24 protein-coding genes and 1 pseudogene are annotated in these 21,654 nt (G+C 69.4%); 5 read left to right on the top strand and 20 right to left on the bottom strand.

The window, feature by feature from the left end; translation table 11 throughout:
• Window positions 1-182: 182 nt before the first annotated feature.
• The 4 genes and pseudogenes from ACGFJ2_RS56560 to ACGFJ2_RS56545 all read right to left on the bottom strand — a co-directional run.
• Window positions 183-839: a DUF1961 family protein gene (locus ACGFJ2_RS56560; protein ID WP_357958491.1), complete on the bottom strand. Its 657-nt coding sequence runs from the start codon at window positions 837-839 to the stop codon at window positions 183-185.
• A 37-nt stretch (window positions 840-876) separates the two neighbouring features.
• Entirely contained in the window at window positions 877-1,944 is a 1,068-nt protein-coding gene (locus tag ACGFJ2_RS56555) for a LacI family DNA-binding transcriptional regulator (RefSeq protein ID WP_357958489.1), read from the bottom strand.
• A gap of 162 nt (window positions 1,945-2,106) precedes the next feature.
• On the bottom strand, window positions 2,107-2,778 hold the full coding sequence (locus tag ACGFJ2_RS56550) for an acVLRF1 family peptidyl-tRNA hydrolase (protein ID WP_357958486.1): 672 nt from the start codon (window positions 2,776-2,778) through the stop codon (window positions 2,107-2,109).
• A gap of 239 nt (window positions 2,779-3,017) precedes the next feature.
• A pseudogene (locus tag ACGFJ2_RS56545) lies at window positions 3,018-3,109 on the bottom strand (transposase); the annotation flags it as partial.
• Between the two features lie 209 nt (window positions 3,110-3,318).
• On the opposite strand from ACGFJ2_RS56545, the gene ACGFJ2_RS56540 reads away from it, so the two are divergent.
• The 3 genes from ACGFJ2_RS56540 (at window position 3,319) to ACGFJ2_RS56530 (ending at window position 5,666) form a co-directional block, all read left to right on the top strand.
• Window positions 3,319-4,353, top strand: a complete 1,035-nt coding sequence (locus ACGFJ2_RS56540) for an RNA-guided endonuclease InsQ/TnpB family protein (RefSeq protein WP_393483240.1) — start codon at window positions 3,319-3,321, stop codon at window positions 4,351-4,353.
• Between the two features lie 266 nt (window positions 4,354-4,619).
• On the top strand, window positions 4,620-4,847 hold the full coding sequence (locus ACGFJ2_RS56535; RefSeq protein WP_357958481.1) for a hypothetical protein: 228 nt from the start codon (window positions 4,620-4,622) through the stop codon (window positions 4,845-4,847).
• Between the two features lie 24 nt (window positions 4,848-4,871).
• Window positions 4,872-5,666 carry an endonuclease/exonuclease/phosphatase family protein gene (locus ACGFJ2_RS56530; RefSeq protein ID WP_393483236.1) on the top strand — a complete coding sequence of 265 codons (795 nt, stop codon included), beginning with the start codon at window positions 4,872-4,874 and terminating at the stop codon, window positions 5,664-5,666.
• Window positions 5,667-5,670: 4 nt separating this feature from the next.
• Here ACGFJ2_RS56530 and ACGFJ2_RS56525 read toward each other — a convergent pair whose 3' ends face one another.
• The 7 genes from ACGFJ2_RS56525 to ACGFJ2_RS56495 form a co-directional block, all read right to left on the bottom strand.
• Window positions 5,671-6,276 carry a response regulator transcription factor gene (locus tag ACGFJ2_RS56525; RefSeq protein ID WP_358195497.1) on the bottom strand — a complete coding sequence of 202 codons (606 nt, stop codon included), beginning with the start codon at window positions 6,274-6,276 and terminating at the stop codon, window positions 5,671-5,673.
• Complete coding sequence (locus ACGFJ2_RS56520) at window positions 6,273-7,406, bottom strand: sensor histidine kinase (RefSeq protein ID WP_393483233.1); 1,134 nt, start codon at window positions 7,404-7,406, stop codon at window positions 6,273-6,275. The genes ACGFJ2_RS56525 and ACGFJ2_RS56520 overlap by 4 nt, the downstream gene beginning before the upstream one ends.
• Complete coding sequence (locus ACGFJ2_RS56515; protein ID WP_225291357.1) at window positions 7,403-8,137, bottom strand: ABC transporter permease; 735 nt, start codon at window positions 8,135-8,137, stop codon at window positions 7,403-7,405. The genes ACGFJ2_RS56520 and ACGFJ2_RS56515 overlap by 4 nt, the downstream gene beginning before the upstream one ends.
• Entirely contained in the window at window positions 8,137-9,021 is an 885-nt protein-coding gene (locus ACGFJ2_RS56510; RefSeq protein ID WP_357958469.1) for an ABC transporter ATP-binding protein, read from the bottom strand. The genes ACGFJ2_RS56515 and ACGFJ2_RS56510 overlap by 1 nt, the downstream gene beginning before the upstream one ends.
• 69 nt (window positions 9,022-9,090) lie before the next feature.
• Entirely contained in the window at window positions 9,091-9,693 is a 603-nt protein-coding gene (locus ACGFJ2_RS56505) for a carbonic anhydrase (RefSeq protein ID WP_357958466.1), read from the bottom strand.
• A gap of 43 nt (window positions 9,694-9,736) precedes the next feature.
• On the bottom strand, window positions 9,737-10,582 hold the full coding sequence (gene hisG / locus ACGFJ2_RS56500) for an ATP phosphoribosyltransferase (RefSeq protein WP_357958463.1): 846 nt from the start codon (window positions 10,580-10,582) through the stop codon (window positions 9,737-9,739).
• 62 nt (window positions 10,583-10,644) lie between these two features.
• Window positions 10,645-10,908, bottom strand: a complete 264-nt coding sequence (locus tag ACGFJ2_RS56495) for a phosphoribosyl-ATP diphosphatase (protein WP_357958461.1) — start codon at window positions 10,906-10,908, stop codon at window positions 10,645-10,647.
• Window positions 10,909-11,139: 231 nt separating this feature from the next.
• Between ACGFJ2_RS56495 and ACGFJ2_RS56490 the strand changes: the two genes are divergently transcribed.
• Window positions 11,140-11,928, top strand: coding sequence for a MerR family transcriptional regulator (locus tag ACGFJ2_RS56490; protein WP_393483228.1), 789 nt, complete (start codon window positions 11,140-11,142; stop codon window positions 11,926-11,928).
• Between the two features lie 25 nt (window positions 11,929-11,953).
• Window positions 11,954-12,805, top strand: coding sequence for a hypothetical protein (locus ACGFJ2_RS56485; RefSeq protein ID WP_393483296.1), 852 nt, complete (start codon window positions 11,954-11,956; stop codon window positions 12,803-12,805).
• 135 nt (window positions 12,806-12,940) lie between these two features.
• Here the strand turns inward: ACGFJ2_RS56485 and ACGFJ2_RS56480 are convergent, their stop codons facing one another.
• The 9 genes from ACGFJ2_RS56480 to ACGFJ2_RS56440 form a co-directional block, all read right to left on the bottom strand.
• Complete coding sequence (locus ACGFJ2_RS56480; protein WP_393483225.1) at window positions 12,941-14,896, bottom strand: DEAD/DEAH box helicase; 1,956 nt, start codon at window positions 14,894-14,896, stop codon at window positions 12,941-12,943.
• Between the two features lie 315 nt (window positions 14,897-15,211).
• Window positions 15,212-15,571 carry a metal-sulfur cluster assembly factor gene (locus ACGFJ2_RS56475; protein ID WP_214636283.1) on the bottom strand — a complete coding sequence of 120 codons (360 nt, stop codon included), beginning with the start codon at window positions 15,569-15,571 and terminating at the stop codon, window positions 15,212-15,214.
• Window positions 15,568-16,008: a Fe-S cluster assembly sulfur transfer protein SufU gene (gene sufU / locus ACGFJ2_RS56470; protein ID WP_225291366.1), complete on the bottom strand. Its 441-nt coding sequence runs from the start codon at window positions 16,006-16,008 to the stop codon at window positions 15,568-15,570. Before sufU ends, ACGFJ2_RS56475 begins: the two co-directional genes overlap by 4 nt.
• A 2-nt stretch (window positions 16,009-16,010) precedes the next feature.
• Window positions 16,011-17,273 carry a cysteine desulfurase gene (locus tag ACGFJ2_RS56465; protein ID WP_357958455.1) on the bottom strand — a complete coding sequence of 421 codons (1,263 nt, stop codon included), beginning with the start codon at window positions 17,271-17,273 and terminating at the stop codon, window positions 16,011-16,013.
• On the bottom strand, window positions 17,270-18,016 hold the full coding sequence (sufC, locus tag ACGFJ2_RS56460; protein ID WP_357958453.1) for a Fe-S cluster assembly ATPase SufC: 747 nt from the start codon (window positions 18,014-18,016) through the stop codon (window positions 17,270-17,272). Before sufC ends, ACGFJ2_RS56465 begins: the two co-directional genes overlap by 4 nt.
• A 4-nt stretch (window positions 18,017-18,020) precedes the next feature.
• Window positions 18,021-18,338, bottom strand: a complete 318-nt coding sequence (locus ACGFJ2_RS56455; protein WP_225291368.1) for a non-heme iron oxygenase ferredoxin subunit — start codon at window positions 18,336-18,338, stop codon at window positions 18,021-18,023.
• Window positions 18,335-19,459, bottom strand: a complete 1,125-nt coding sequence (gene sufD, locus ACGFJ2_RS56450; RefSeq protein ID WP_357958451.1) for a Fe-S cluster assembly protein SufD — start codon at window positions 19,457-19,459, stop codon at window positions 18,335-18,337. The genes ACGFJ2_RS56455 and sufD overlap by 4 nt, the downstream gene beginning before the upstream one ends.
• Window positions 19,459-20,871: a Fe-S cluster assembly protein SufB gene (gene sufB, locus ACGFJ2_RS56445; RefSeq protein ID WP_357958449.1), complete on the bottom strand. Its 1,413-nt coding sequence runs from the start codon at window positions 20,869-20,871 to the stop codon at window positions 19,459-19,461. Before sufB ends, sufD begins: the two co-directional genes overlap by 1 nt.
• On the bottom strand, window positions 20,868-21,581 hold the full coding sequence (locus ACGFJ2_RS56440) for a metalloregulator ArsR/SmtB family transcription factor (protein WP_225291448.1): 714 nt from the start codon (window positions 21,579-21,581) through the stop codon (window positions 20,868-20,870). Before ACGFJ2_RS56440 ends, sufB begins: the two co-directional genes overlap by 4 nt.
• Window positions 21,582-21,654: the final 73 nt, after the last annotated feature.

Below are 21,654 nucleotides of genomic sequence, written 5' to 3'. Positions count from 1 at the left end.
GCCCAGATGAGCTCTGAGCAGGCAGCTTGAATTCTGATCGACGTGGCGGGATGGTTCATCCGGCACCACCTTCTCGTGGCGTGTGCGCGGACACGGGGGTGGAGTGTTGCGCCGCCGTTCCTAGTCCGTTTCGTACGGGTGAACGGCGGTTGGTGCGAAATTAGTGTTGAATCGACTCAATGTCAATGACGTGAAACCCGCAGATTCGCATACTCCCCGATCATCGGGGCCATCTGCCGGAATCCGATCTTGCCGCCACGCAGCGCGGGACCACCCGTGCTCCCGTCGTCCGTCCAGCGGAACGAGACCACATCGTTGATCGAGAAGGTGATCTCGCCGTCCAGGACGTCCAGGCGCACGGCGTACGGCCCGACGGCGTCCAGCGCCGCGGGCAGCGGGTCGGCACCCTGCGTGACCAGGTGAAACCCGTGGCTCTTACGCAGATTGCAGGTGTGCAGAGCGCGCTCCGACGGCCACATCCGCCGGAAATAGGACACGTGGTAGGCATCGATGTCGCCGTGGTGATACTGCTCGTACGGCCCGTTACGCGGCGCGAGGCCCGGATCGAACAGATCCTCACCACCCCGGCCGCGGGCATGGAAGAACATGATGCACAGCCCCGGCTCCCTGACCGGCCAGAAGTCCCATTCGATCCGTACGTCGGCGGGCAGGTCCTCGGGGCACCACAGCACCACGTTGGCCGCCTGCCCGTCAGCGGGCGGTCTGAGGCTCTCCAGCCGCATCCGCCCCATCGGGAACGTCGTCGCCCCGTCCCCCTCCAGCCGGAATCCCGCCAGGTCGTCGGGGCCGGCGAGCGGGTTGCGGTAGATCTCCGTCAAGGTGGGCTCCTGTGCGGGTCGTCGGGGCCGATCTCCATCAAGGTGGGCTCCTGTGCAGGTCGCTGGACTGCCGCACCACCAGGTCCGGCTGGAAGATGACCTGCCGATGCCGGTGCAGCTCGGGCTCCGCCACCTCCTCCAGCAGCAGGTCGATGGCCGTACGCCCGAGCAGCTCGCGCGGCTGGCCGACCGACGACAGGGGCACGGTCGCCGCCGCGGCGAAGTCGATGTCGTCGTAGCCGACGATCGCCATGTCATGCGGCACCCGCAGCCCATGCGCGGCCATGGCCTGCAGGAACCCCAGGGCGAGCAGGTCGTTGGCACAGAAGGCGGCCGTCGGCCGCTCCTCGACGGGCAGCGCCGCCACGCGCTCGCCCGCGATCCGCCCGTGGGCCACGCTCAGCGCGGGCATGAACCAAGCGATCAGCTCGACCCCGCCACCCGGCCCGCCGCCGGGCTCGACTCCCCCACCCGGCTCGGTGTCCCGCGCCTCGGAGACGGCGCTCGTGATCCCTAAATGCCGGTCCCCCACCTGCTTGATCGACCGCGGCCCGCCGACGAACAAAATCTTGCGATGGCCCCGCTCGATCAGATGAACTCCGGCGATGTGGCCGCCGAGCCGATCGTCGACCGCCACCGAGCACTGGAGCCCGGTGGCCGCGCTGTCGACGAGCACCACGGGCGTGCCCCTGGCGGCGAGCTCCGCCAGTCTCGGGCTGCTCGCGTCGACCGGCGTGATCAGTATGCCCATGACCCGCTGCTGTTCGAGCTGGTCGAGATGGCGCAGCTCACGGGCCGGGTCGGCGGCGCTGTTGCACAGCACCACCATGGTGTCGTGCTCGTCCGCCAGGGCGTCGGCGCCTTGCGCGACGTCGGCGAAGAACGGGTTGGCCACGTCGAGCACGATCAGGCCGACCGTGCGGCTGCGGCCGACCCGCAGGTGGCGGGCCACCTCGTTGCGGACGAAACCCAGCTCGCGGATCGCGTCGAAGACGCGCTTACGCGTGGCGGGGGAGACGATCTCGGGGCGGTTGAGCACGTTGCTCACAGTGCCCACGGAGACGCGTGCCCGCTGCGCGACCTCCTTGATGTTCGTGGTCGACATTGATCCTCACGAGGCCGCTCCAACGTTGAACGCGGCTTATCATAGCCTTACTCATGATCTTTTTGAATCGACTCAAGACACCGATCTTCCGGCGAGCATACACTCACAGTCAGTGCTCCCCCGACGGGCGTTGCTCTCAGGGGTCACCGCTGACGATGTCGCCTACGATTCATCGCCCGTAGCGGGTGGGTCCACCACGCGAATGCGTACCGCGCGGAACAGCGCGGGCGTGTCCTTGAGTACGGCCAGCTTCGGGTCGGGGACGACGAGGAACGGCTCCGTCTCCAGTGCCAGCAGGCCGGCCAGACGCCGGTCGGCGCGCAGCGCGTCCACGGCCCGGCGATCGCCGCCGAGCACGACCGCGTCCAGCTCGCCCAGGCACGGCGACAGGACGCGCACCACGGTCTCGGCCGCCGCCTCGAAGGCCTGATCCGCCTGGTTCTGGCGGCGTCTGGCGAAGCGCTGCTGCGACCACCCGCCCGCCGCGGTACGCCCCTGGACAAGGCGAGACCCGACCTTGGACACCACCAGCCGCGACCCGTGGAACATGCCGGTCGCGTAGCCGCCCATCCGTACCAGGATCACCCCCACACGCCGATCGGCCCGCGCGTGGGTGACGAGCCTGGTCACGTACGGTGGCCCGAGCGGCAGGGGCGGGAAGGGCACGTGCAGCTCCGCCAGCGCCCCGTCGGCGGCCACCAGGCGCACGACCTCCTCGTCACCGGCGGCCTCGAACGGGCCGTGCCGGTCGGCGAAGCCGTCGATCCACGGGTGCACGCGCTCGGGCACCACGGACACCCATCGCCCGCCACCCTTCGCCGGTCGCGCACTCATGCCGGAAGGGTAACTGACCGGAGACCGCGCCCACGCTTCCCCTGAGGTCGGGAACTCAGGGAAAGATATAGGTGAATTCCATTTCAAACCCCTTCTGCCCACGGTGGCGCGCCCCGATCATCGCTACCGGGTTCGCGTCGGCAGTGCTCTGGCCGTCAGGCCGGGGGTGAAGCCGACCAGCCCGCGTAGCGGGGCAAGAACAGCTGATTCGCCGCCGGGCGGATCGGCGTCTCTTCGGCTCAGACTGGTCGGTTCTGCTGCTCGATGTATTGGCGCAGGATCGACATGGTGCAGCACCGAGGGATCCGGCGAAGTAGGAGCCTGACCACAGCTTGACGGCCCGGTAGTAGTGGGCGGCCAGGTCGGGGAACTATTGCCGCGCCCGCCAGGGCGACACACATTTGAGGAGCTGTCGATCAGCCTAGACAAGGCGATCTTGGGTGGGAAGTTCACAAGGAGATGGACGTGGTCGTCATGGCCGTTGAACTATCGGAGTTCGGTTTCCGAAGTTGGCGCACACGGATCTCATAGCTCTTTCATGTGGTGCTCCAGCAGGCCCTCGCGGACGCCGCCATGGCCTACCGCAGCTTCTTCGCCAGTCTGTCCGGCACGCGGAAGGGGCCGAAGGTCGGCCTACCCCGGTTCCGCTCTCGACGGGACAACCAGCAGGCCATCCGGTTCACCAGAAACGCCCGGTTCAAGATCACGGCAGGCGGCAAGCTGTTCCTGCCGAAGATCGGTGAAATCATGGTGCGCTGGTCACGCCGCCTGCCGTCCGATCCGTCCAGCGTGACGGTGATCAAGGATGCGGCGGGCCGGTACTTCGCGTCGTTCGTGGTCGTCGTCGCTGAACGGCCGTTGCCCCGTATCGAGGCTGAGACCGGTATCGATCTGGGGTTGGGGCATTTCGCGGTGCTGGCCGATGGCCGGAAGGTCGACTCGCCCCGGTTTCTGCGTCGGGCGGAGAAGAAGCTCAAGCGTCTTCAGAAGGTGTTGTCGCGTAAGGAGAAGGGGTCGGCGAATCTGGTCAAGGCCCGGATGAAGGTCGCCAAGCAGCATGCGAGGGTCGCCGATGCGCGCCGGGAGTTCCACCATCAGGCCTCGATGCGGATAGTTCGCGAGAACCAAGCGATCTATGTGGAGGACCTGGCGGTCAAGGGACTGGCCCGTACGCGGCTGGCCAAGAGCGTGCACGATGCGGGCTGGTCGGCGTTTGTGGGCATGCTGGAGTACAAGGCGAAACTCTACGGTCGCACGTTCGCCCGGATCGACCGGTTCCATCCCTCCTCCAAGCTCTGCTCGGCGTGCGGGAACCTGGCGCAGGTGATGCCGCTGAACGTGCGGGAGTGGGTGTGCGCCTGTGGCGTGAGGCATGACCGGGATGCGAATGCCGCGATCAACATCTTGGCCGCCGGGAGGCGGCAGGTCGCCGCTGGACGGAAACCCGAACCTGAAATGGGCGGGAAGCGGAGACCCCAAACGCCTGTGGAGGCAGGTAAGACCCCACACCCAGCGCGCAAGCGCCGGGCACGGGGCACGGCCGACGAAGCAGGAAGCCACCGAAATGCCGCATGACACCATGCGGCACAGGCGGAATCCCCGGGATCCATTCCGGAGAGCGCGTCAAGTGTCTTCCCTGCTCACTCCCCCCGTAGTGGGCCTCGACACGGGAGCCGTGATAGTGCGCCCGGCAGTCATCGACGCGGCGGGCTACCTCCAAGCCGATTTACTGCCCATGGCGCTCGAGCTGCCCATGCGGATCGTGCTGGCGGGAGCGGACGTGCTGGCTCCGCTGCACGAGGCGATGCGAGGGTCGGGGCAGGCACCCGCGCGAGGCCATCGTGCTGCTTACAGGCCCGAGCGGGCCAGCCGACCGGCCGGTGCTGAAGAGGGCGCTCGACGGGCTGCGTACGATGCCGGAGGGCACCCCCACCGTGGCGGCCATGCAGGCGGCGGGCCGGGGCTCGGGCCGCGTCTACGACGGCCTCGTGGTGACCGACGAGCTGAACCGCTGCCTGGGCATCGTGCGGGTGTCGGACCTCATCCGGCACGTGGCCTGGGCAGGATGATCAATACAGGATAAAAGTAGTGGCATGGACTGGGCCCAGCCGTACGGACCGCTGATCGAGACCACCATGCGCGTGCTGACCTGGAACGTCTGGGGCGAGTACGGCCCGCACGCCGAACGGTCCGCGGGCATCGGCAAGCTCGTCGGCGACCTCGACCCCGACGTGATCACCATGCAGGAGTGGGCGGGCCAGGCGACGGGCCTCGGCTACCACGAGGCGCACTCCTCGGGCCCGCTGCCCTGCGCGGTGCTGTCACGCTGGCCGATCATCCGCCGGGAGGAGCACGCTCTGCCAGGCGGCGTGACAGCGGGCACGGGGAAAGCGGGCGGCGCGATGGCGGGCAGTGTGCTGTTCTGCGAGCTGGCGGGTCCGCGCGGGCCGCTCCAGGTCTTCAGCGTCATCATCGGCTCGTTCCGGCTCGACGAGTCGGAGGTACGCCAGGCGCAGGTACGCGAGTTGACGGCGTACGTGGCCGCGACCGCCTCCCGGCGGCATCCGGCACTGGTGTGCGGCGACTTCAACGCGCCGCCGGACAGCGACGAGATGAGGATGCTGACCGGCAAGAGCGCGCCAGGCACGCCCGGTGTGGTGTTCTACGACGCCTGGGAGGTGGCCGGTCCCGGCGGTCACGGGCATACCTGGAGCAACGCCAACCAGTGGGCCCGGCCCGGCCTGTACCCGCCTCGCCGCATCGACTACGTGCTGAGCGCCTGGCCGCGGGCAGGCGGCGCGGGCCACCCGGTGCGCTGCGAGGTGGTGGGCGACGGGCCTGAGCCCGCCTCCGACCACTACGCGGTCCTGGCCGAGCTGCGTTATTAGAACCTCAGAGCCACCCTTGTGACTTGGCGCGCTGGACCGCCTCGATGCGGTTGCGGGCATGCGTCTTCTGGATGGCCGACGACAGGTAGTTGCGTACGGTGCCCTCCGACAGGTGCAGGTGCCGGGCGATGTCGCCGATGGTCGAGCCGTCCACCGCGGCGGCCAGCACGTCCCGTTCGCGCGCCGACAGCGGATTGGGCCCCGCGCTGAGCGCCGCCGCCGCCAGGCCCGGGTCGATGACGCGCTCCCCCGCGTGTACGCGCCTGATCGCCGCCGCCAGCTCCCGGGCCGGGCTGTCCTTGACCAGGAAGGCCACCGCCCCCGCCTCCATGGCGGTCCGCAGGTAACCGGGACGGCCGAACGTGGTCAGGATCATCACCCGGCAGCCGGGCACCTGTGAGGTGATCTTGGCGCTCGCGCTGAGGCCGTCCATGACGGGCATCTCGATGTCGAGCAGCGCGATGTCAGGGAGTTTCTGGACCGCGACGGCCACGGCCGCCTCGCCGTCGGCCGCCTCGCCGACGACCTCGATGTCGGGCTCCAGGCCGAGCAGCGACGCCAGGGCGCCGCGCACCATGGCCTGGTCCTCGGCCAGGATCACGCGGATCACGCCGCCGCTCCCCTGGGGACCAGCACCCGCAGCCGGAAGCCCGTCTTGGCCCCCGGGCCCACCTCGACGTTCCCGCCCGCTTCGCGCACCCGCTCGGTCAGCCCCTGTAAACCGCTGCCGAGCCGGAGCGGCTCATCGCCCTGCCCGTCGTCCATGATCTCCAGGATGGCGTGTTCGCCGTCGTACGTCACCTCGATCCGGCAGCTACTCGCCCGCGCGTGCCGTACGACGTTGGTGGTGCCCTCGCGTACCGCCCAGCCGAACAGGCCGTCGAGCAGGCCGGGCAGCGGCGTGCCCGAGACCCGCACCAGCGGCTCCACGCCCGCCGCCCGCAGCACGGCCCTGGCGTTGTCGAGCTCTTCCGGCAGGCTGCGCTGCCGGTAGCCGGTGACGGCCTCGCGCACCTCCGTCAGCGCCTTCCTGGCGACGGTCTCGATGTCCTGGATCTCCTGGAGCACCTTCGGGGAGTCCTCGGCCAGCCGCCCGGCCAGCTCGCTCTTGAGCACGATCAGCGACAGGCTGTGGCCGAGCAGGTCGTGCAGGTCGCGGGCGATGCGCAGCCGCTCGTCCGCCGCGGCGAGCCGGGCCACCTCGCCCTGCGCCTCGCGCAGCTGCACGGCCAGCAGCCTGGTGTTGCGTACGCCGATGAACAGCACGCCCAGCGTGACCACCTCCAGCCCCAGGATGAGGAGGGTGGTGCTGTCGGAATGGTGCAGCAGCCCGCTGCCGACGACGACCGCCAGCATTCCGGCGATGCCGAAGCCCGCCCGCCGTGGCGGCAGGATCATGGCGAAGAGCACCGTGGAGTAGATGGGCAGGGCCAGCCAGCCGCCGCCGAAGACGAACGCGCCGACCACCGCCTGCGCCGTGGTGAGGGCGAGCAGCGGGTACGTCGACCGCGACCGCTCCGTCATGCTGCGCGGGCTCACGACGGTCGCCAGGTACGAGAGCACGAACGCGATCAGCGACAGCCACGCCCAGATGGCCTTGGCCCCGGTGAACTCCCCGCTCAGGATCTCCGCCACCAGGAGGTACAGGTAGACCATTCCGAAGCAGATCCCATACAGCCGCCGGTAGCGGGACGAGGTCTCACCCGTCCCGCCGAAGGTAAACCGGTTGGTCCAGCTCATGCCCGAACAGTAGCCCGCCGGTAGGCGTAGGCGGCCGCGCCGCCGAGCACGATCCCCCACACCACCACGATCAGCGCGTCGGACATGGACACGCCGTGGCCCGCGATCACGTTCCAGCCGAGGCTGGCGTAGTGGTAGGACGGCATGAAGCCGGCGATGGTCCGCATCGTGCCGCCGATGGCGTCGATGGGAAACCAGAGGCCGCCGAGCAGCGACAGGGCGAACATACAGATCATCGCGGCGGGCTGGGCGGCGTCGGCGCTCAGCAGGGAGCCGATGAACAACCCGAGCGCGATGAACGGGATCGCCCCCACCCACAGCGACAGCAGCAGCGCCACCCACTGCCCGGCGGGCATCGACACGCCCTGCTGCAGCACGGCCGCCACGCTGACCAGCAGCAGGGACGGCAGCACAAGGACCATCGCGGCGCCGAGCTTGGTGACGATGATCGCCCAGCTCGGTAGCGGGGTGATCTGCAGCTGACGCAGCCAGCCGGACTGACGCTCCTGCGCCCAGGGCACGGCCGAGCTCATCATGGACGAGGCGAGCGCGCCGTAGGCGGCCATCGACACCAGCAGGTAGGTGCTCATCCGCACGCCGGCCGAGTCCGTCTGGGTGCCGTAGATGTTGGCGTTGATCAGGTAGAACACGACGGGGAACAGCACCACGAAGATGATGTACCGGCGGTTGCGCAGCATCCGCAGCGCCTCGGTCTTGGCGTAGTAGAGCATCAGGACTCCCTGGTGAGGGCGAGGAAGGCGTCCTCTAGGTCGGCGCCGGCGAGGTGAAGGCCGCGCACGTCGAGCGTGGTGCCCCGGTAGAGGCCGGCGAGGGTCGCGTCGGCGTCGGAGGTGCGCAGCGTGGCCGTGCCCGCGGCGATCTCGACCGCCGTGACGCCGGGCAGCAGGTCGAGCCCGGCCGCGGGCTGCTCGCCGAGGGTGAAGCGGATGACCTGCCCGCCGACGCCCGCCTTGATCTGCGCGGCGGTGCCGTCGGCGACCACCTTGCCCCTGGCGATGACGATCACCCGGTCGGAGTGCTCGTCGGCCTCCTCCAGGTAGTGCGTGGCGAACAGCACGGTCCGGCCACCCGCCGCGTACGCGCGCATGCTCTCCCAGAACCGCAGCCGGGACTCCACGTCCATGGCCGCGGTCGGCTCGTCCAGCAGCAGCGTCTTGGGCGCGCCCGCGATCGCCAGGGCGAACCTGACGCGCTGGGACTGGCCGCCCGACAGCTTGTTCGCGCGCCGCTTCACCAGGTCGGTGAGGTCGGCCAGCTTGAGGATCTCCGCCAGGTCCAGCGGCTGGGGGTACAGGTTGCGGACCAGGTCGATGAGCTCCTGGACCGTCAGCTCGGGGATGAGCTGGCCGCTCTGCAGCATGGCGCCCATCTGGCCGGCCGCGACGGCCTGGCGGGGAGTGCGGCCGTACACGCTGACCGTCCCCTTGGACGGCCGCAGCAGGCCGAGCAGCATGTTGATGGAGGTCGACTTGCCCGCGCCGTTGGGACCGAGCAGGGCCACGGTCTTGCCGGGCTCTATCTCCAGGGACACATCATCGACGGCAAGGACGTCCCCGTAGTCCTTGCTGACGTGGTCGAACACGATGGCGTTCATGACATCAACGCTAGGGCGGTGGATCTTGCCTGGTTAGTGCGTTACTTCCGGGGTTGACGGTGACATTTGTCAGGCGACGCGCCGCACCAGTCCCGTGTCGAGGCTGTAGTAGGCGCCGACCACGGTGGCCTTGCCGGATAACAGGGTGTCGGCCCTCAGCCCCGACACGGTCCGTACGATGTGCGCGCGCACCATCGCCTCCACCTCGCCTCCCGAACCGGTGTAGACGGGTTCGAGGGCGGCGACGATGCTGGGCAACTCCCCCGGCAGCGTCTCCCGCTCGCGCAGCGCCCTGGACGCCGCGGTGACGGCGCCGCAGCGCTGGTGTCCCAGGACGACGACGAGGCTGGCGCGTAAGTCCTGCGGCCCGTACTGGACCGCCGCGGTGACGAGCCGGTCGACGGTGTGCGCCGCCGTACGGACGACGAGCAGATCGCCCAGCCCGGCGTCGAAGACGACCTCGGGCGGCACCCGCGAGTCGATGCACGACAGCACCACCGCGTAGGGAGACTGCCCCGCCGCGACCTGCCTCCTGCGGGCGGGATCCTGGCGGGGGCGGCGGGACGCGCCCGCCGCCCAACGCCGGTTGCCGCGCTGCAATGCCTCCCAGGCCTGCGAGGCGGCAGCGTCACAGAACGGGACATAACTACGAGCAAGCGTTTCGTCACCCACAGCTAGCTGATTCCCGGACGGGACATCACCTAGCGGACAGATCTCAGAGGCGGCAGGCGTAGATGTCGGTGGCCAGGATGGCCCTTGCCCCGATCTCCCAGAGCTGGTCCATCACCTGCTGGTGCCCGCGCCGCCGGACCATGACCCGGACGGCGACCCAGCCCTCGCGGTGCAGCGGCGAGACCGTGGGCCCCTCCATGCCGGGCGTGAGCGCGATGGCCTCCTCGATCCGCTCGGCGCGGATGTCGTAGTCCATCATCACGAAGTCGCGGGCGTGCACGACGCCCTGCAGGCGGCGGACGAGCTGCTCGATGCCGGTGTCCGCGCCGTTGCCCTGCTGCCTGATCAGCACGGCCTCGGAGCGCATGATCGGCTCGCCGAACACCTCCAGGCCGACGTTGCGCAGGGTGGTGCCGGTCTCCACGACGTCGGCGACCGCGTCGGCGACGCCCAGCCTGATGGCGGTCTCGACCGCGCCGTCGAGCTTGATGACGCGGGCGTCGACGCCGGACTCCGACAGGTATTTGCCGAGCACCCCGGCGTAGGAGGTGGCGATGCGCAGGCCGTCGAGGTCCTTGACCGACGTCATGGCACCCGCCCTGGCGGCCAGCCGGAAGGTGGAGCCGCCGAAGCCCAGGGGCATGATCTCCTCGACGGGGGCGCCGGAGTCGACGCGCATGTCCCTGCCGGTGATGCCGGCGTCGAGCGTGCCCTCGCCGACGTAGACCGCGATGTCGCGCGGGCGCAGGAAGAACAGCTCGCAGCCGTTGTCCTCGTCGACGACGACGAGCTCCTTGCTGTCCTTGCGGGACCGGTAGCCGGCCTCCTTGAGCATGGTCTGGGCGGCCTCACTGAGCGCGCCCTTGTTGGGTACGGCCAGACGCAACATGTCCGTGGTGTCCTTGGTGTCTCGCGGGATGTTAGGTGTACGGGCTGACGGGCGCGGGCGCCCTAGAGATGCTTGTACACCTCGTCCAGCCCGATGCCCTTGGCGAGCATGAGCACCTGAACGTGGTAGAGCAGCTGGGAGATCTCCTCGGCGGCTCGGTCACTCGACTCGTGCTCGGCGGCCATCCAGCTCTCGGCGGCCTCCTCGACGACCTTCTTGCCGATGGCATGGACGCCGGCGTCGAGGGCGGCCACGGTGCCCGAACCCTCGGGTCGGGTGCGTGCCTTCTCTGACAGCTCGGCGAACAGCTCTTCGAAGGTCTTCATGATCTCTCTCGTCGGTCGGCTGGCATGCGTGACAAGCCTAGTCTGCGCGCACGGGTCACCAGGCCCCTGTCCGCCACCCGAGACGGCAAGTCCTTCCCGCCAACGGAAACCAGCCACGACCAACCCGGCTCCTTCCCCTCCCCCGAAGGGGGTATCCCCCTCAAAGGACCCCGGCCACAACGGACCGTGCGATTTGACCTTGCCGTAGCGTCAACGTGTCCAATAGGCCCCATGAGGATCGGCGAGCTTGCCGCACTGGCCGGGGTGTCCACCCGGACCGTGCGCCACTACCACCACTTGAACCTTCTCCCCGAGCCAGAACGGCTGGCCAACGGGTACCGGGAGTACCGGTTGCGAGACGCCGTGGCCCTCACCCGCGTACGCAGGCTGGCCGAGCTGGGCATGTCCCTGGACGAGATCCGCGACGTCCTGGCCGACGACCAGGGCCGGGAGCTGCGGGAAGTGCTCCTGGAGCTGGACGCCGACCTGGCCCGGCAGCAGGAGACGATCGGCGTCAGACGGAACCGGCTGGCCGCGCTCCTGGCGGAGACGGACCTGCATCCCGACTCGACGGTGTCGCCGGAAATGGCGACGGTCCTGCGCGATCTCTCCGTCGAAGGCTCGAAGTTCGCCGAAATGGACCGGGAGCTGCTGGCTCTGATGGACACCGTGGCCGACCCCGCCGACCGGGCCGAGTTCATCGATCTGTTCCGCCCGCTCACCGAGCCCGAAGCGCTCGCACGGGGACACGCCCTCTACGCGCGGCTGGACGAGCTCGCCGACGCCGACCCCGGCGACCCCCGCGTCAGCACGCTCGCCGCCGACCTCGCCGCGCACTTTCCCGACGAGATGGCGACGGCGATGCTCGCGAACCTGGACTCGGCTCCCGACCACATGCGCCCGGCCACCCCCGAGGACGCGGATGGCGGGCAGTGGCTGACGACGATGTACGGCGAGCTGTCCGCCGCCCAGGCCGAGGTGTTCCGGCTGGTCATGGTCATGCTGAAGGAGCGAGGGTGATGGTCATGCTGAAGGAGCGAGCGTGATGGTGCGGATCGCGCGGGCCGTGCTGTTCGCCATGCTGCCCATGGAGCTGCTGCTCGCGGTCCTGCTCGTGTCCGGCGTGCCGCTGCCCGGCCCGCTGGTCGCCGCGGCCGAGGCGGCCGTCGTCGCCGTGCTCGTGCTGGAGGCGGCGACCCTGTACCGGCTGTTCGGCGCCGAGCGCCGGGGCGGCGCGGACCGGCGGACGGCGTTGCGGGCGGCCTATGGCCGGCTGGTTCCCGATCAGGTGCGGCGGATCGTGGGGTTCGACGCGAAGGGCATGGTCAGCCTCGCCCTGTGGGTCGCGCGGCGCCGCCACGGCGTGCCGCGTGGCGCCACCGCCCTCTCCTACTCCCGCGCGCAGACCTCCACGATGATGATCTTCCTGTTCGCGATGGTCATGGAGTTGATCGTCGCGGAGATCTTGCTGCGGGCGTTCGGCGCGCCGGTCGGCCTGCGCGCCGTGTTCCTCGTGGTGGACGCCTATACGGTCCTGGTCGTGCTCGCGGTCATCGCGGCCTGCGTCACCCGGCCCCACGTCGTCTCCGCCGACGAGGTACGCATCCGTTACGGCGCGTTCTTCGACCTGCGCGTCCCGCGCGAGCGGATCGCCCAGGTACGCCAGGTCCGCAACTTCAACGAGAACGGCACGATCAAGGTGGAGGTGAAGGGCGATCGGCTGGTCGTGGCGGTGGCCTCCCAGACCAACCTGATCCTCGAACTGACCGAACCGATCATCGCCGTCCGCCCCCTCGGCCGCCGCGCCGAGGCCAGGGTGATCCGCTTCTTCGCCGACGATCCCGGGGCCGCGATCCGCGCGCTGCGGCCCCGCCGGGAACACGTGCCCGACTCCTGAGCGGAAACGGCGCTGCCCGCCGTACCCCCGATGAAGGGGTACGGCGGGCAGCGCCGTGCGTTGATCAGCGTCGGCCACCGGCGCCAACCGGTGGCCTAGTGTCGGCCACCGGCGTTCACCGGTGGCCCGCCGGGGTCAGCGGTCGAAGCGGCGGCCGGTGCCGCTGCGGAAACCGCCGTTGCCACGGTCGTCGGAGCGGTAGCCGCCACGCTCGTCCGAGCGGGCCCCGCCGGAGCGGTAGCCGTCGCGCGGACGGTCGTCGGTGCGGGCGGGACGGTCGCGGTCGGCCGAGAACGGGCGGCCACGGTCGCCACCGGCGGCGCGGGAGCCGCGGTCGTCGGAACGGAAGCCACCCTGACGGTCGTCCGAGCGGTAACCGCCCTGACGGTCGTTGGAGCGGTAACCGCCCTGACGGTCGTTGGAGCGGTAGCCGCCACCCTGACGGTCCTCCGAGCGCGGTCCGCTCTGACGGTCGTCGGAGCGGTAGCCGCCGCGCGGGGCGTCCGAGCGGGCCGGGCGGTCGTCGCCGCGGTAGCCGCCGCCACGCGGGCCACGGTCACCGCCACGGTAGCCGCCGCCCTGGCCGCGGTCGCCGCCCCGGTCCTCGCCGAAGGTGCGGGGCTCCTGCGAGCCGCCCTCGGCGTGCCGGCGCGGGTAGCGGTCGTCACCGTCGTGACGGCGGGGGCGCCGGTCGTCGCCCGAGGCGAAGGGACGCTGCCCGTCCTCGTGGCGGCGCGGCCGGCGCTCGCCGTCGAACTCGCGGCGCGGACGGCGCCCGCGACGCTCGGAGCCACTGTGGCCGCCTTCGCGGCGGGGACGCAGCGGCTTGCGGACGTCGGGCTCCCAGACGGGGATGGGCTCGCCACTCGGGACGCGGGCGCCCGTCACCTCGGCCAGGCGGGGGTGGCCCGGCTCGGCCTTGAGGCGGAACGGGTGGATCCCGGCCCGGCGGGTGAGCTGGTCGGTCGAACGGCGCTCGCTCGGCAGCACCAGGGTGACCACGGTGCCCTTCTCGCCGGCGCGGGCGGTGCGGCCGCCGCGGTGCAGGTAGCTCTTGTGGTCCTGCGGCGGGTCGACGTGCAGCACGAGGCTGATGTTGTCGACGTGGATGCCGCGCGCCGCGACGTCGGTGCAGACGAGCACGTTGACGGAGCCCTCACGGAACTCGGCCAGGATGCGGGTGCGCTGGTTCTGGCGCTTGCCGCCGTGCAGGCCGCCCGACTTGATGCCGACGCGGGCCAGCTGCTTGCACAGCCGGTCGACGCCGTGCTGGGTGCGGACGAAGATGATCGTACGGCCCTCGCGGTTGGCGATCTCCGCTGTGACGTCGAACTTGTCGTCGCGCGTCACCTGGATCACGTGGTGCTCCATGAGCTCGACCGGGGAGGTCGCGGGAGCCACCGAGTGCGTGATCGGGTCCTTGAGGAAGCGCCGCACCAGCTTGTCGACGTCGCCGTCGAGCGTGGCCGAGAACAGCAGCCGCTGCCCGTCAGCCGGAGTCTGCGCGAGCAGCTCGGTGACGACGGGGAAGAAGCCGAGGTCGCACATGTGGTCGGCCTCGTCGAGGACGCTGACCTCGATGTCGCCCAGCGAGCACTCGCCCTGCCGGATGAGGTCGCCCAGGCGGCCGGGGGTGGCGATGACGACGTCGACGCCGCGGCGCAGCGCCTCGATCTGCTTGCCCATCGACATGCCGCCGACGATGACCTTCATCCGCAGGCCGAGGCCCCGGCCGAGCGGCTCGAGAGCGTCGTGCACCTGGAGCGCGAGCTCACGGGTGGGGACGAGGATCATCGCGCGGGGGCGGCCCGGGGTGGGCCGGACGCCGGAGATGCGGGCCATGAGGGGCAGCCCGAAGGCGAGGGTCTTGCCGGAGCCGGTCTGGCCACGGCCGAGCACATTGGCGCCGGTGAGGACGTCGGGGATGGTCGCGCTCTGAATCGGGAACGGGCTGGCAATGCCCTGCTTGGCCAGCCCGGTGACGAGCGGCTTGGGCAGGCCGAGCTCCTCGAACCCAGGACCCGCCTCCGGGGTGCTCTCGTCGAGCTCGGGCAGGACCTCGTTGAACTCGGGCAGGACAGCATCAAGCATGGTCACGAACTTCGTGCCTTTCAGTCGAAGTGGCGCGTCACTTCTGCGAAAAGGACGAGCCGGGACGTACGGCGGTGCCGTACTTCATTGCGAGGCGCAGGTGGTCGGCACCTGCTGGGTGGGGACTGGCCCGGAGGACAGGCCGTCTACGCGCACCCATTTGCCGGCCGCAGGCGGCGTTGAAACGCACATTGGTGCGCTAGGTGCACGTGTTGCCAACACGAGGAAGACACCATGTATTCCCCGACTTGTCTGAATTTCAGACTTTGGCAGGCTGAAGCGGCTGACACCGAGATGCCAGCCGTACAGCAACGATCAGACGTTGAAGCCTAGCATACGAAGTTGCTCGCGCCCTTCGTCAGTGATCTTGTCCGGTCCCCACGGCGGGAGCCAGACCCAATTGATCTTAACATCCGAAACCATGCCCTCGAGCGCGGAATGCGCCTGATCCTCGATGACATCGGTCAGCGGGCAGGCCGCGCTGGTCAGCGTCATGTCAATGGTGGCCACGGGCCGGCCGCCCTCGGCGGGGTCGAGATTGAGCCCGTAGATCAGGCCCAGGTCGACGACGTTGATGCCGAGTTCGGGGTCGACGACGTCCTTGAGCGCCTCCATGACCTCGTCGACGGTGGCCTCACCGTCGAACCCGGTCGGTGTCTCCACCGGCTTGCTCATCGCGCAGCACTCCTCACTACAGCGTCCTTGTAGGCCATCCACGACAGCAGCGCGCACTTGACGCGCGCCGGGAACTTGGCCACGCCCGCGAACGCCACCGCGTCGCCGAGCACGTCCTCGTCGGCCTCCACCTTGCCCCTGCCCTGCATGAGCCGGGTGAACTCGTCGACCACCGACAGCGTCTCCTCGACCGTCGAGCCGGTGGTCAGCTCGTGCAGCACGGAGGCGGCGGCCTGGCTGATCGAGCAGCCCTGCCCGTCGTAGGAGACGTCCTCGATCTTGCCGGCGTCGCCCAGCTTGACCCGGAGCGTGATCTCGTCGCCGCACGTGGGGTTCACGTGGTGAACCTCGGCGTCGTAGGGATCACGCAGCCCCCGCCCCTGCGGGTGCTTGTAGTGTTCCAGGATCAGTTCCTGGTACATCGACTCGCCGATCATGGCTATGCGAACACCTTCTGAACGTGATGGAGGCCGCGGACCAAGGCGTCGATCTCGTCCGTGGTGTTGTACAGATAGAACGACGCCCTGGTGGTCGCCGGTATTCCGAAACGCAGGTGCAGCGGTCGCGCGCAGTGGTGGCCGACCCGCACCGCGATGCCGAACTCGTCGTCGAGCAGCTGCCCGACGTCGTGCGGGTGGATGCCCTCCAGCGTGAACGACAGGGTGGCGCCCCGCTGGTCGAGCGAGTCGGGCCCGATCAGGCGCAGCGTGGGCACCTGGCGCAGCGCGTCGAGCGCGTAGGCCGTCAGGCCGCGCTCGTGCGCCTCGATGGCCTCCATGCCGACACCGGTCAGGTAGTCGACGGCCGCGCCGAGGCCGATGGCCTCGACGATCGGCGGCGTGCCCGCCTCGAACTTGTGCGGAACCGGCGCGTACGTCGAGTGGTCCATCCAGACGGCCTCGATCATCTCGCCGCCGCCCATGAACGGGGGCATGGCGTCGAGCAGCTCGGCCCGGCCCCAGAGGACGCCGATGCCCGAGGGGCCGACCATCTTGTGGCCGGTGAAGGCCACGAAGTCGGCGCCCAGCGCGGCCATGTCGACGGCGTGGTGCGGGACCGACTGGGAGGCGTCGAGCATCACCAGCGCGCCCACCTCGCGGGCCCGGCGCAGCACGTCGGCGACCGGGTTGATGGTGCCGAGCACGTTGGACTGGTGCGCGATCGACACGATCTTCGTGCGCTCGGTGATCAGTCCTGAAATATCCGAAATATCGAGGCGGCCGTCGTCCGTGACGCCGAACCACTTCAGGGTCGCCCCCGTACGCTGCACCAGGAACTGCCACGGCACGATGTTGGAGTGGTGCTCCATCTCGGAGATCACCACCTCGTCGCCGGGGCCGAGGGTGAAGCGGGGGTCGGTGTTGCCCGGGTTGCCGAAGGAGTAGGCGACCAGGTTGAGCGCCTCGGAGGCGTTCTTGGTGAAGATCACCTCGTCGCGCGACGGGGCGCCGATGAACCCGGCCACCTTGTCGCGCGCGCTCTCGTAGGCCTCGGTCGACTCCGCGCCGAGCGCGTGCATGGCCCGCCCGACGTTGCTGTAGTGCATCGCCAGGTGCTCACGGATGGTCTCGACGACCGCCGTGGGCTTCTGTGAGGAGTTGCCCGAGTCGAGGTAGACGAGCGGACGCCCGCCGGGCAGCTCGCGGGAGAGAACCGGGAAGTCCTTCCTGATCCTCTCCACGTCCAAGCTGGTGGAAGTCATGCAAGCGCCTTCGTGTACTGCTCGTAGCCTTCGGCCTCGAGCTTGTCGGCCAGCTCCGGCCCGCCCTCCTCCACGATCTTGCCGCCGGCGAAGACGTGGACGAAGTCGGGCTTCACGTACCGCAGGATGCGGGTGTAGTGCGTGATCAGCAGGATGCCCGTGTCGCCCGCGGCGCGGAAGCGGTTGATGCCCTCCGACACCACGCGCAGCGCGTCGACGTCGAGGCCGGAGTCGGTCTCGTCGAGCACCGCGATCTTCGGCTGGAGCAGCTCCAGCTGGAGGATCTCGTGGCGCTTCTTCTCGCCGCCGGAGAAGCCCTCGTTGAGGTTGCGCTGGGCGAACTCGGCGTCGATGGCCAGCGCGTCCATGCCGGTCTTGAGGTCCTTGGCGAACTGGCGCAGCTTGGGCGCCTCGCCGCGGACCGCGGTGACCGCGGAGCGCAGGAAGTTGGAGACCGACACGCCGGGCACCTCGACCGGGTACTGCATGGCGAGGAACAGGCCGGCGCGGGCCCGCTCGTCGACGGTCAGCTCCAGCAGGTCGACGCCGTCGAGCAGCACCTCACCGCCGGTGATGGTGTATTTGGGGTGACCGGCGATGGCGTAGGCGAGCGTGGACTTGCCCGAGCCGTTCGGCCCCATCACGGCGTGGGTCTTGCCCGACTGCACGGTGAGGTTGACGCCGCGCAGGATTTCCTTGTCCTCGACGGCGACCTTCAGGTCACGGATCTCAAGGGTGGACATGTGTTTATGACTCCTTCGAGAGCGAGACGAGGACGTCGTCGCCGTCGATCTGGACTGTGTAGACGTTCACGGGTCGGATGGCGGGCGGGCCGGTGGGCTTGCCCGAGCGGATGTCGAAGCACGAGCCGTGCAGCCAGCACTCGAGTGTGCCGTCGTAGACCTCACCCTCGCTGAGCTTCACCTCGGCGTGGGAGCAGACGTCGTGCAGGGCGAACACCTCGCCGCCCTTGCGGACGAGCGCGACCGGGGTCTCCCCGACCTCGAGGCCCAGGACCCCGCCGTCGGGGATGTCCTCGACCTTGCACACCTTCTCGAAACTCATCGGGCGAGCTCCGCCTCCACCGCGTTCATGACGCGGTCACGGATCTCCGCCACCTGGATCTTCTCGATGAGCTGGCCGAGGAAGCCCCGGATGACCAGGCGACGGGCCTCGTCGAAGGGGATGCCGCGGGCCTGCAGGTAGAAGATGTGCTCGTCGTCGAGGCGCCCGGAGGCGCTGGCGTGGCCGGCGCCGGCCACCTCGCCGGTGAGGATCTCCAGGTTGGGCACCGAGTCGGCGCGGGCGCCGTCGGTGAGGATCAGGTTGCGGTTGAGCTCATAGGTGTCGGTGCCCTCGGCCTCGACCCTGATGATCACGTCGCCGATCCACACGGCGTGCGCGTCCTCACCCTGCAGGGCGCCGCGGTAGTCGACGTTGCTCTTGCAGTGGGGCTGCGAGTGGTCGACCAGGAGGCGGTGCTCCAGGTGCTGGCCCGCGTCGACGAAGTAGACGCCGGACAGGTCGGCGTCGCCGCCGGGGCCGGTGTAGGACACGCTCGGCGACAGGCGCACCAGGTCGCCGCCCAGGGTCACCGCGAAGCCCCTGAACGTGGCGTCCTTGGCGAGCTGGGCGTGGTGGTGGGAGACGTGTACGGCGTCGTCGTCCCAGTCCTGCAGGCTGACGACCTTGAGCGTGGCGCCGTCGCCGACGACGAACTCGATGTTGTCGGCGTAGACCGCGCTGCCCTGGTGCTCGATGACGACCACGGCCTCGGCCAGCGGCTCGACCACGACCACGATGTGGCCGTAGGTGGCCCCGTCGTTGCCGCCGCCGCGCACCTCGATGCGGATGTGCTCGGCGGGCACGGCCTCCTTGGGCACGGTCACGACCAGCGCCTTCTCGAAGGCGTTGTAGGCCTGCGCGCTGACCCGGTCGGCCGGCACGTACGCCTTGCCGATGCGCGCGTCCTCACGCCCGACCCACTCGGCGGTGACGCCCGCCGGGGTGTAGGCCTGGGTGAGCACCCGGCCGGTGATCTCCGCCTTGCCGCTGTGCAGGCCCTTCAGGCGGGACAGCGGCGTGAAGCGCCACGCCTCTTCGCGCCCCGTCGGGACCTCGAAGTCGTCCAGGTCGTAGGACGCCTTCTCGTGCAGGGTCGACAAGGGCTTCTCGGTCAGGCCCATCAGCCGACGGCTCCTTCCATCTGCAGCTCGATGAGGCGGTTGAGCTCGAGGGCGTACTCCATGGGGAGCTCGCGGGCGATCGGCTCGACGAAGCCGCGCACGATCATCGCCATCGCCTCGTCCTCGTTGAGACCGCGGCTCATGAGGTAGAACAGCTGGTCCTCGCTCACCTTGGAGACCGTGGCCTCGTGACCCATCGAGACGTCGTCCTCGCGGACGTCGACGTAGGGGTAGGTGTCGGAGCGGCTGATCTGGTCGACCAGGAGCGCGTCGCACTTGACCGTGCTGGCGCTGCCGTGGGCGCCCTCCTCGATCTGCACGAGACCGCGGTAGGAGGTGCGGCCGCCGCCGCGCGCCACCGACTTGGAGATCACGGTGGAGCTCGTGTGCGGAGCCAGGTGCACCATCTTGGACCCGGCGTCCTGGTGCTGGCCCTCGCCCGCGAAGGCGACGCTCAGCGTCTCACCCTTGGCGTGCTCGCCCATCAGGTAGACGGCCGGGTACTTCATGGTGACCTTGGAGCCGATGTTGCCGTCGATCCACTCCATGGTCGCGCCCTCGTAGGCGACGGCGCGCTTGGTGACCAGGTTGTAGACGTTGTTGGACCAGTTTTGAATGGTCGTGTAACGGCAGCGGGCGTTCTTCTTCACGACGATCTCGACGACCGCGGAGTGCAGCGAGTCGGAGGAGTAGATCGGCGCGGTGCAGCCCTCGACGTAGTGGACGTAGCTGCCCTCGTCGACGATGATCAGGGTCCGCTCGAACTGGCCCATGTTCTCGGTGTTGATCCGGAAGTAGGCCTGCAGCGGGATCTCGACCTCGACGTTCGGCGGCACGTAGATGAACGAGCCACCGGACCACACGGAGCTGTTGAGGGCGGCGAACTTGTTGTCGCCCACCGGGATGACCGAGCCGAAGTACTCCTTGAAGAGCTCCTCGTGCTCCCTCAGGCCCGTGTCGGTGTCGACGAAGATGACGCCCTTCTCCTCGAGGTCCTCACGGATCTTGTGATAGACGACCTCGGATTCGTACTGGGCGGCGACACCGGCGATGAGGCGCTGCTTCTCCGCCTCGGGGATGCCGAGCTTGTCGTAGGTGTTCTTGATGTCGTCGGGCAGCTCGTCCCAGGAAGCGGCCTGCTTCTCGGTCGAGCGCACGAAGTATTTGATGTTGTCGAAGTCGATGCCCGTGAGGTCGGAGCCCCAGGTGGGCAGGGGCTTCTTGCCGAACAGGCGGAGGCCCTTCAGGCGAAGGTCGAGCATCCACTCCGGCTCGTTCTTGAGCGCGGAGATGTTGCGGACGACCTCCTCGGACAGGCCACGCTTGGCCACCGCCCCTGCGGCATCCGAGTCGGACCAGCCGAACTTGTAATTCCCGAGGCCTTCCAGCTCCGGGCGGTCGGTGACAGTCACCTTCCGGTCTCCTTGCTTTTGTCGCTATGGGTGGCCCTGCTCGTCGCAAGACCCAGCGCGTGCGGGCTCACATGTGTGGTGCAGACCCCGTCGCCGTGCGCGATCGTGGCCAGGCGCTGCACGGGGGTGCCGAGCAGCTGCGCGAACGCCTCGGTCTCGGCCTCACACAGCTGCGGGAACTCCGCGGCCACGTGCGCCACCGGGCAGTGGTGCTGGCAGAGCTGGTCGCCGCCCAGATTGGCCTTGGTGGCCGAGGCGGCGTATCCATCCGCCGACAGCGCCTGCGCCAGCACTTGTACGCGCTGGTCGGCCGGCACCGTCCGCATGACCGGCTCCAGGCGCCGCAGCAGGCTGGACACCTGCGAACGGGCGAAGTCGGTCACGGCTTCCTCACCCACGCGCTCGGCCAGAAAACGCAGCGCGCTGCCGGCCAGGTCGTCGTAGGCGTGCTCGAAAGCACTGCGCCCCGCGTCGGTGATGGCGAACAGCTTGGCCGGCCGCCCTCTCCCGCGCTGCCCGTGCGGACGCACGGTGCGAGGCTCGATCATCCCGTCGGCCAGCAACGCGTCGAGATGACGGCGGACGGCGGCGGGCGTGAGCCCGAGCCGCTCGCCCAGCGCGGCAGCCGCGACGGGACCGTGCTCAAGGATCAGCCGAGCCACACGGGCGCGGGTGCCGCGCTCGTGTCCGGGCTCGATCGACGTGGGCACGTTTTTCACAACATCAGTGTGCCGTAATTCCTTCCCGATTCACAAATGGATCCAGGAAGACGGAGGAATGGAA

It is taken from the genome of Nonomuraea sp. NPDC049028 (genome assembly GCF_043197735.1).
Lineage (GTDB): Bacteria > Actinomycetota > Actinomycetes > Streptosporangiales > Streptosporangiaceae > Nonomuraea.
Note: the sequence above shows the minus strand (reverse complement) of the source record. Positions and strands in the feature narration are given on the sequence as shown.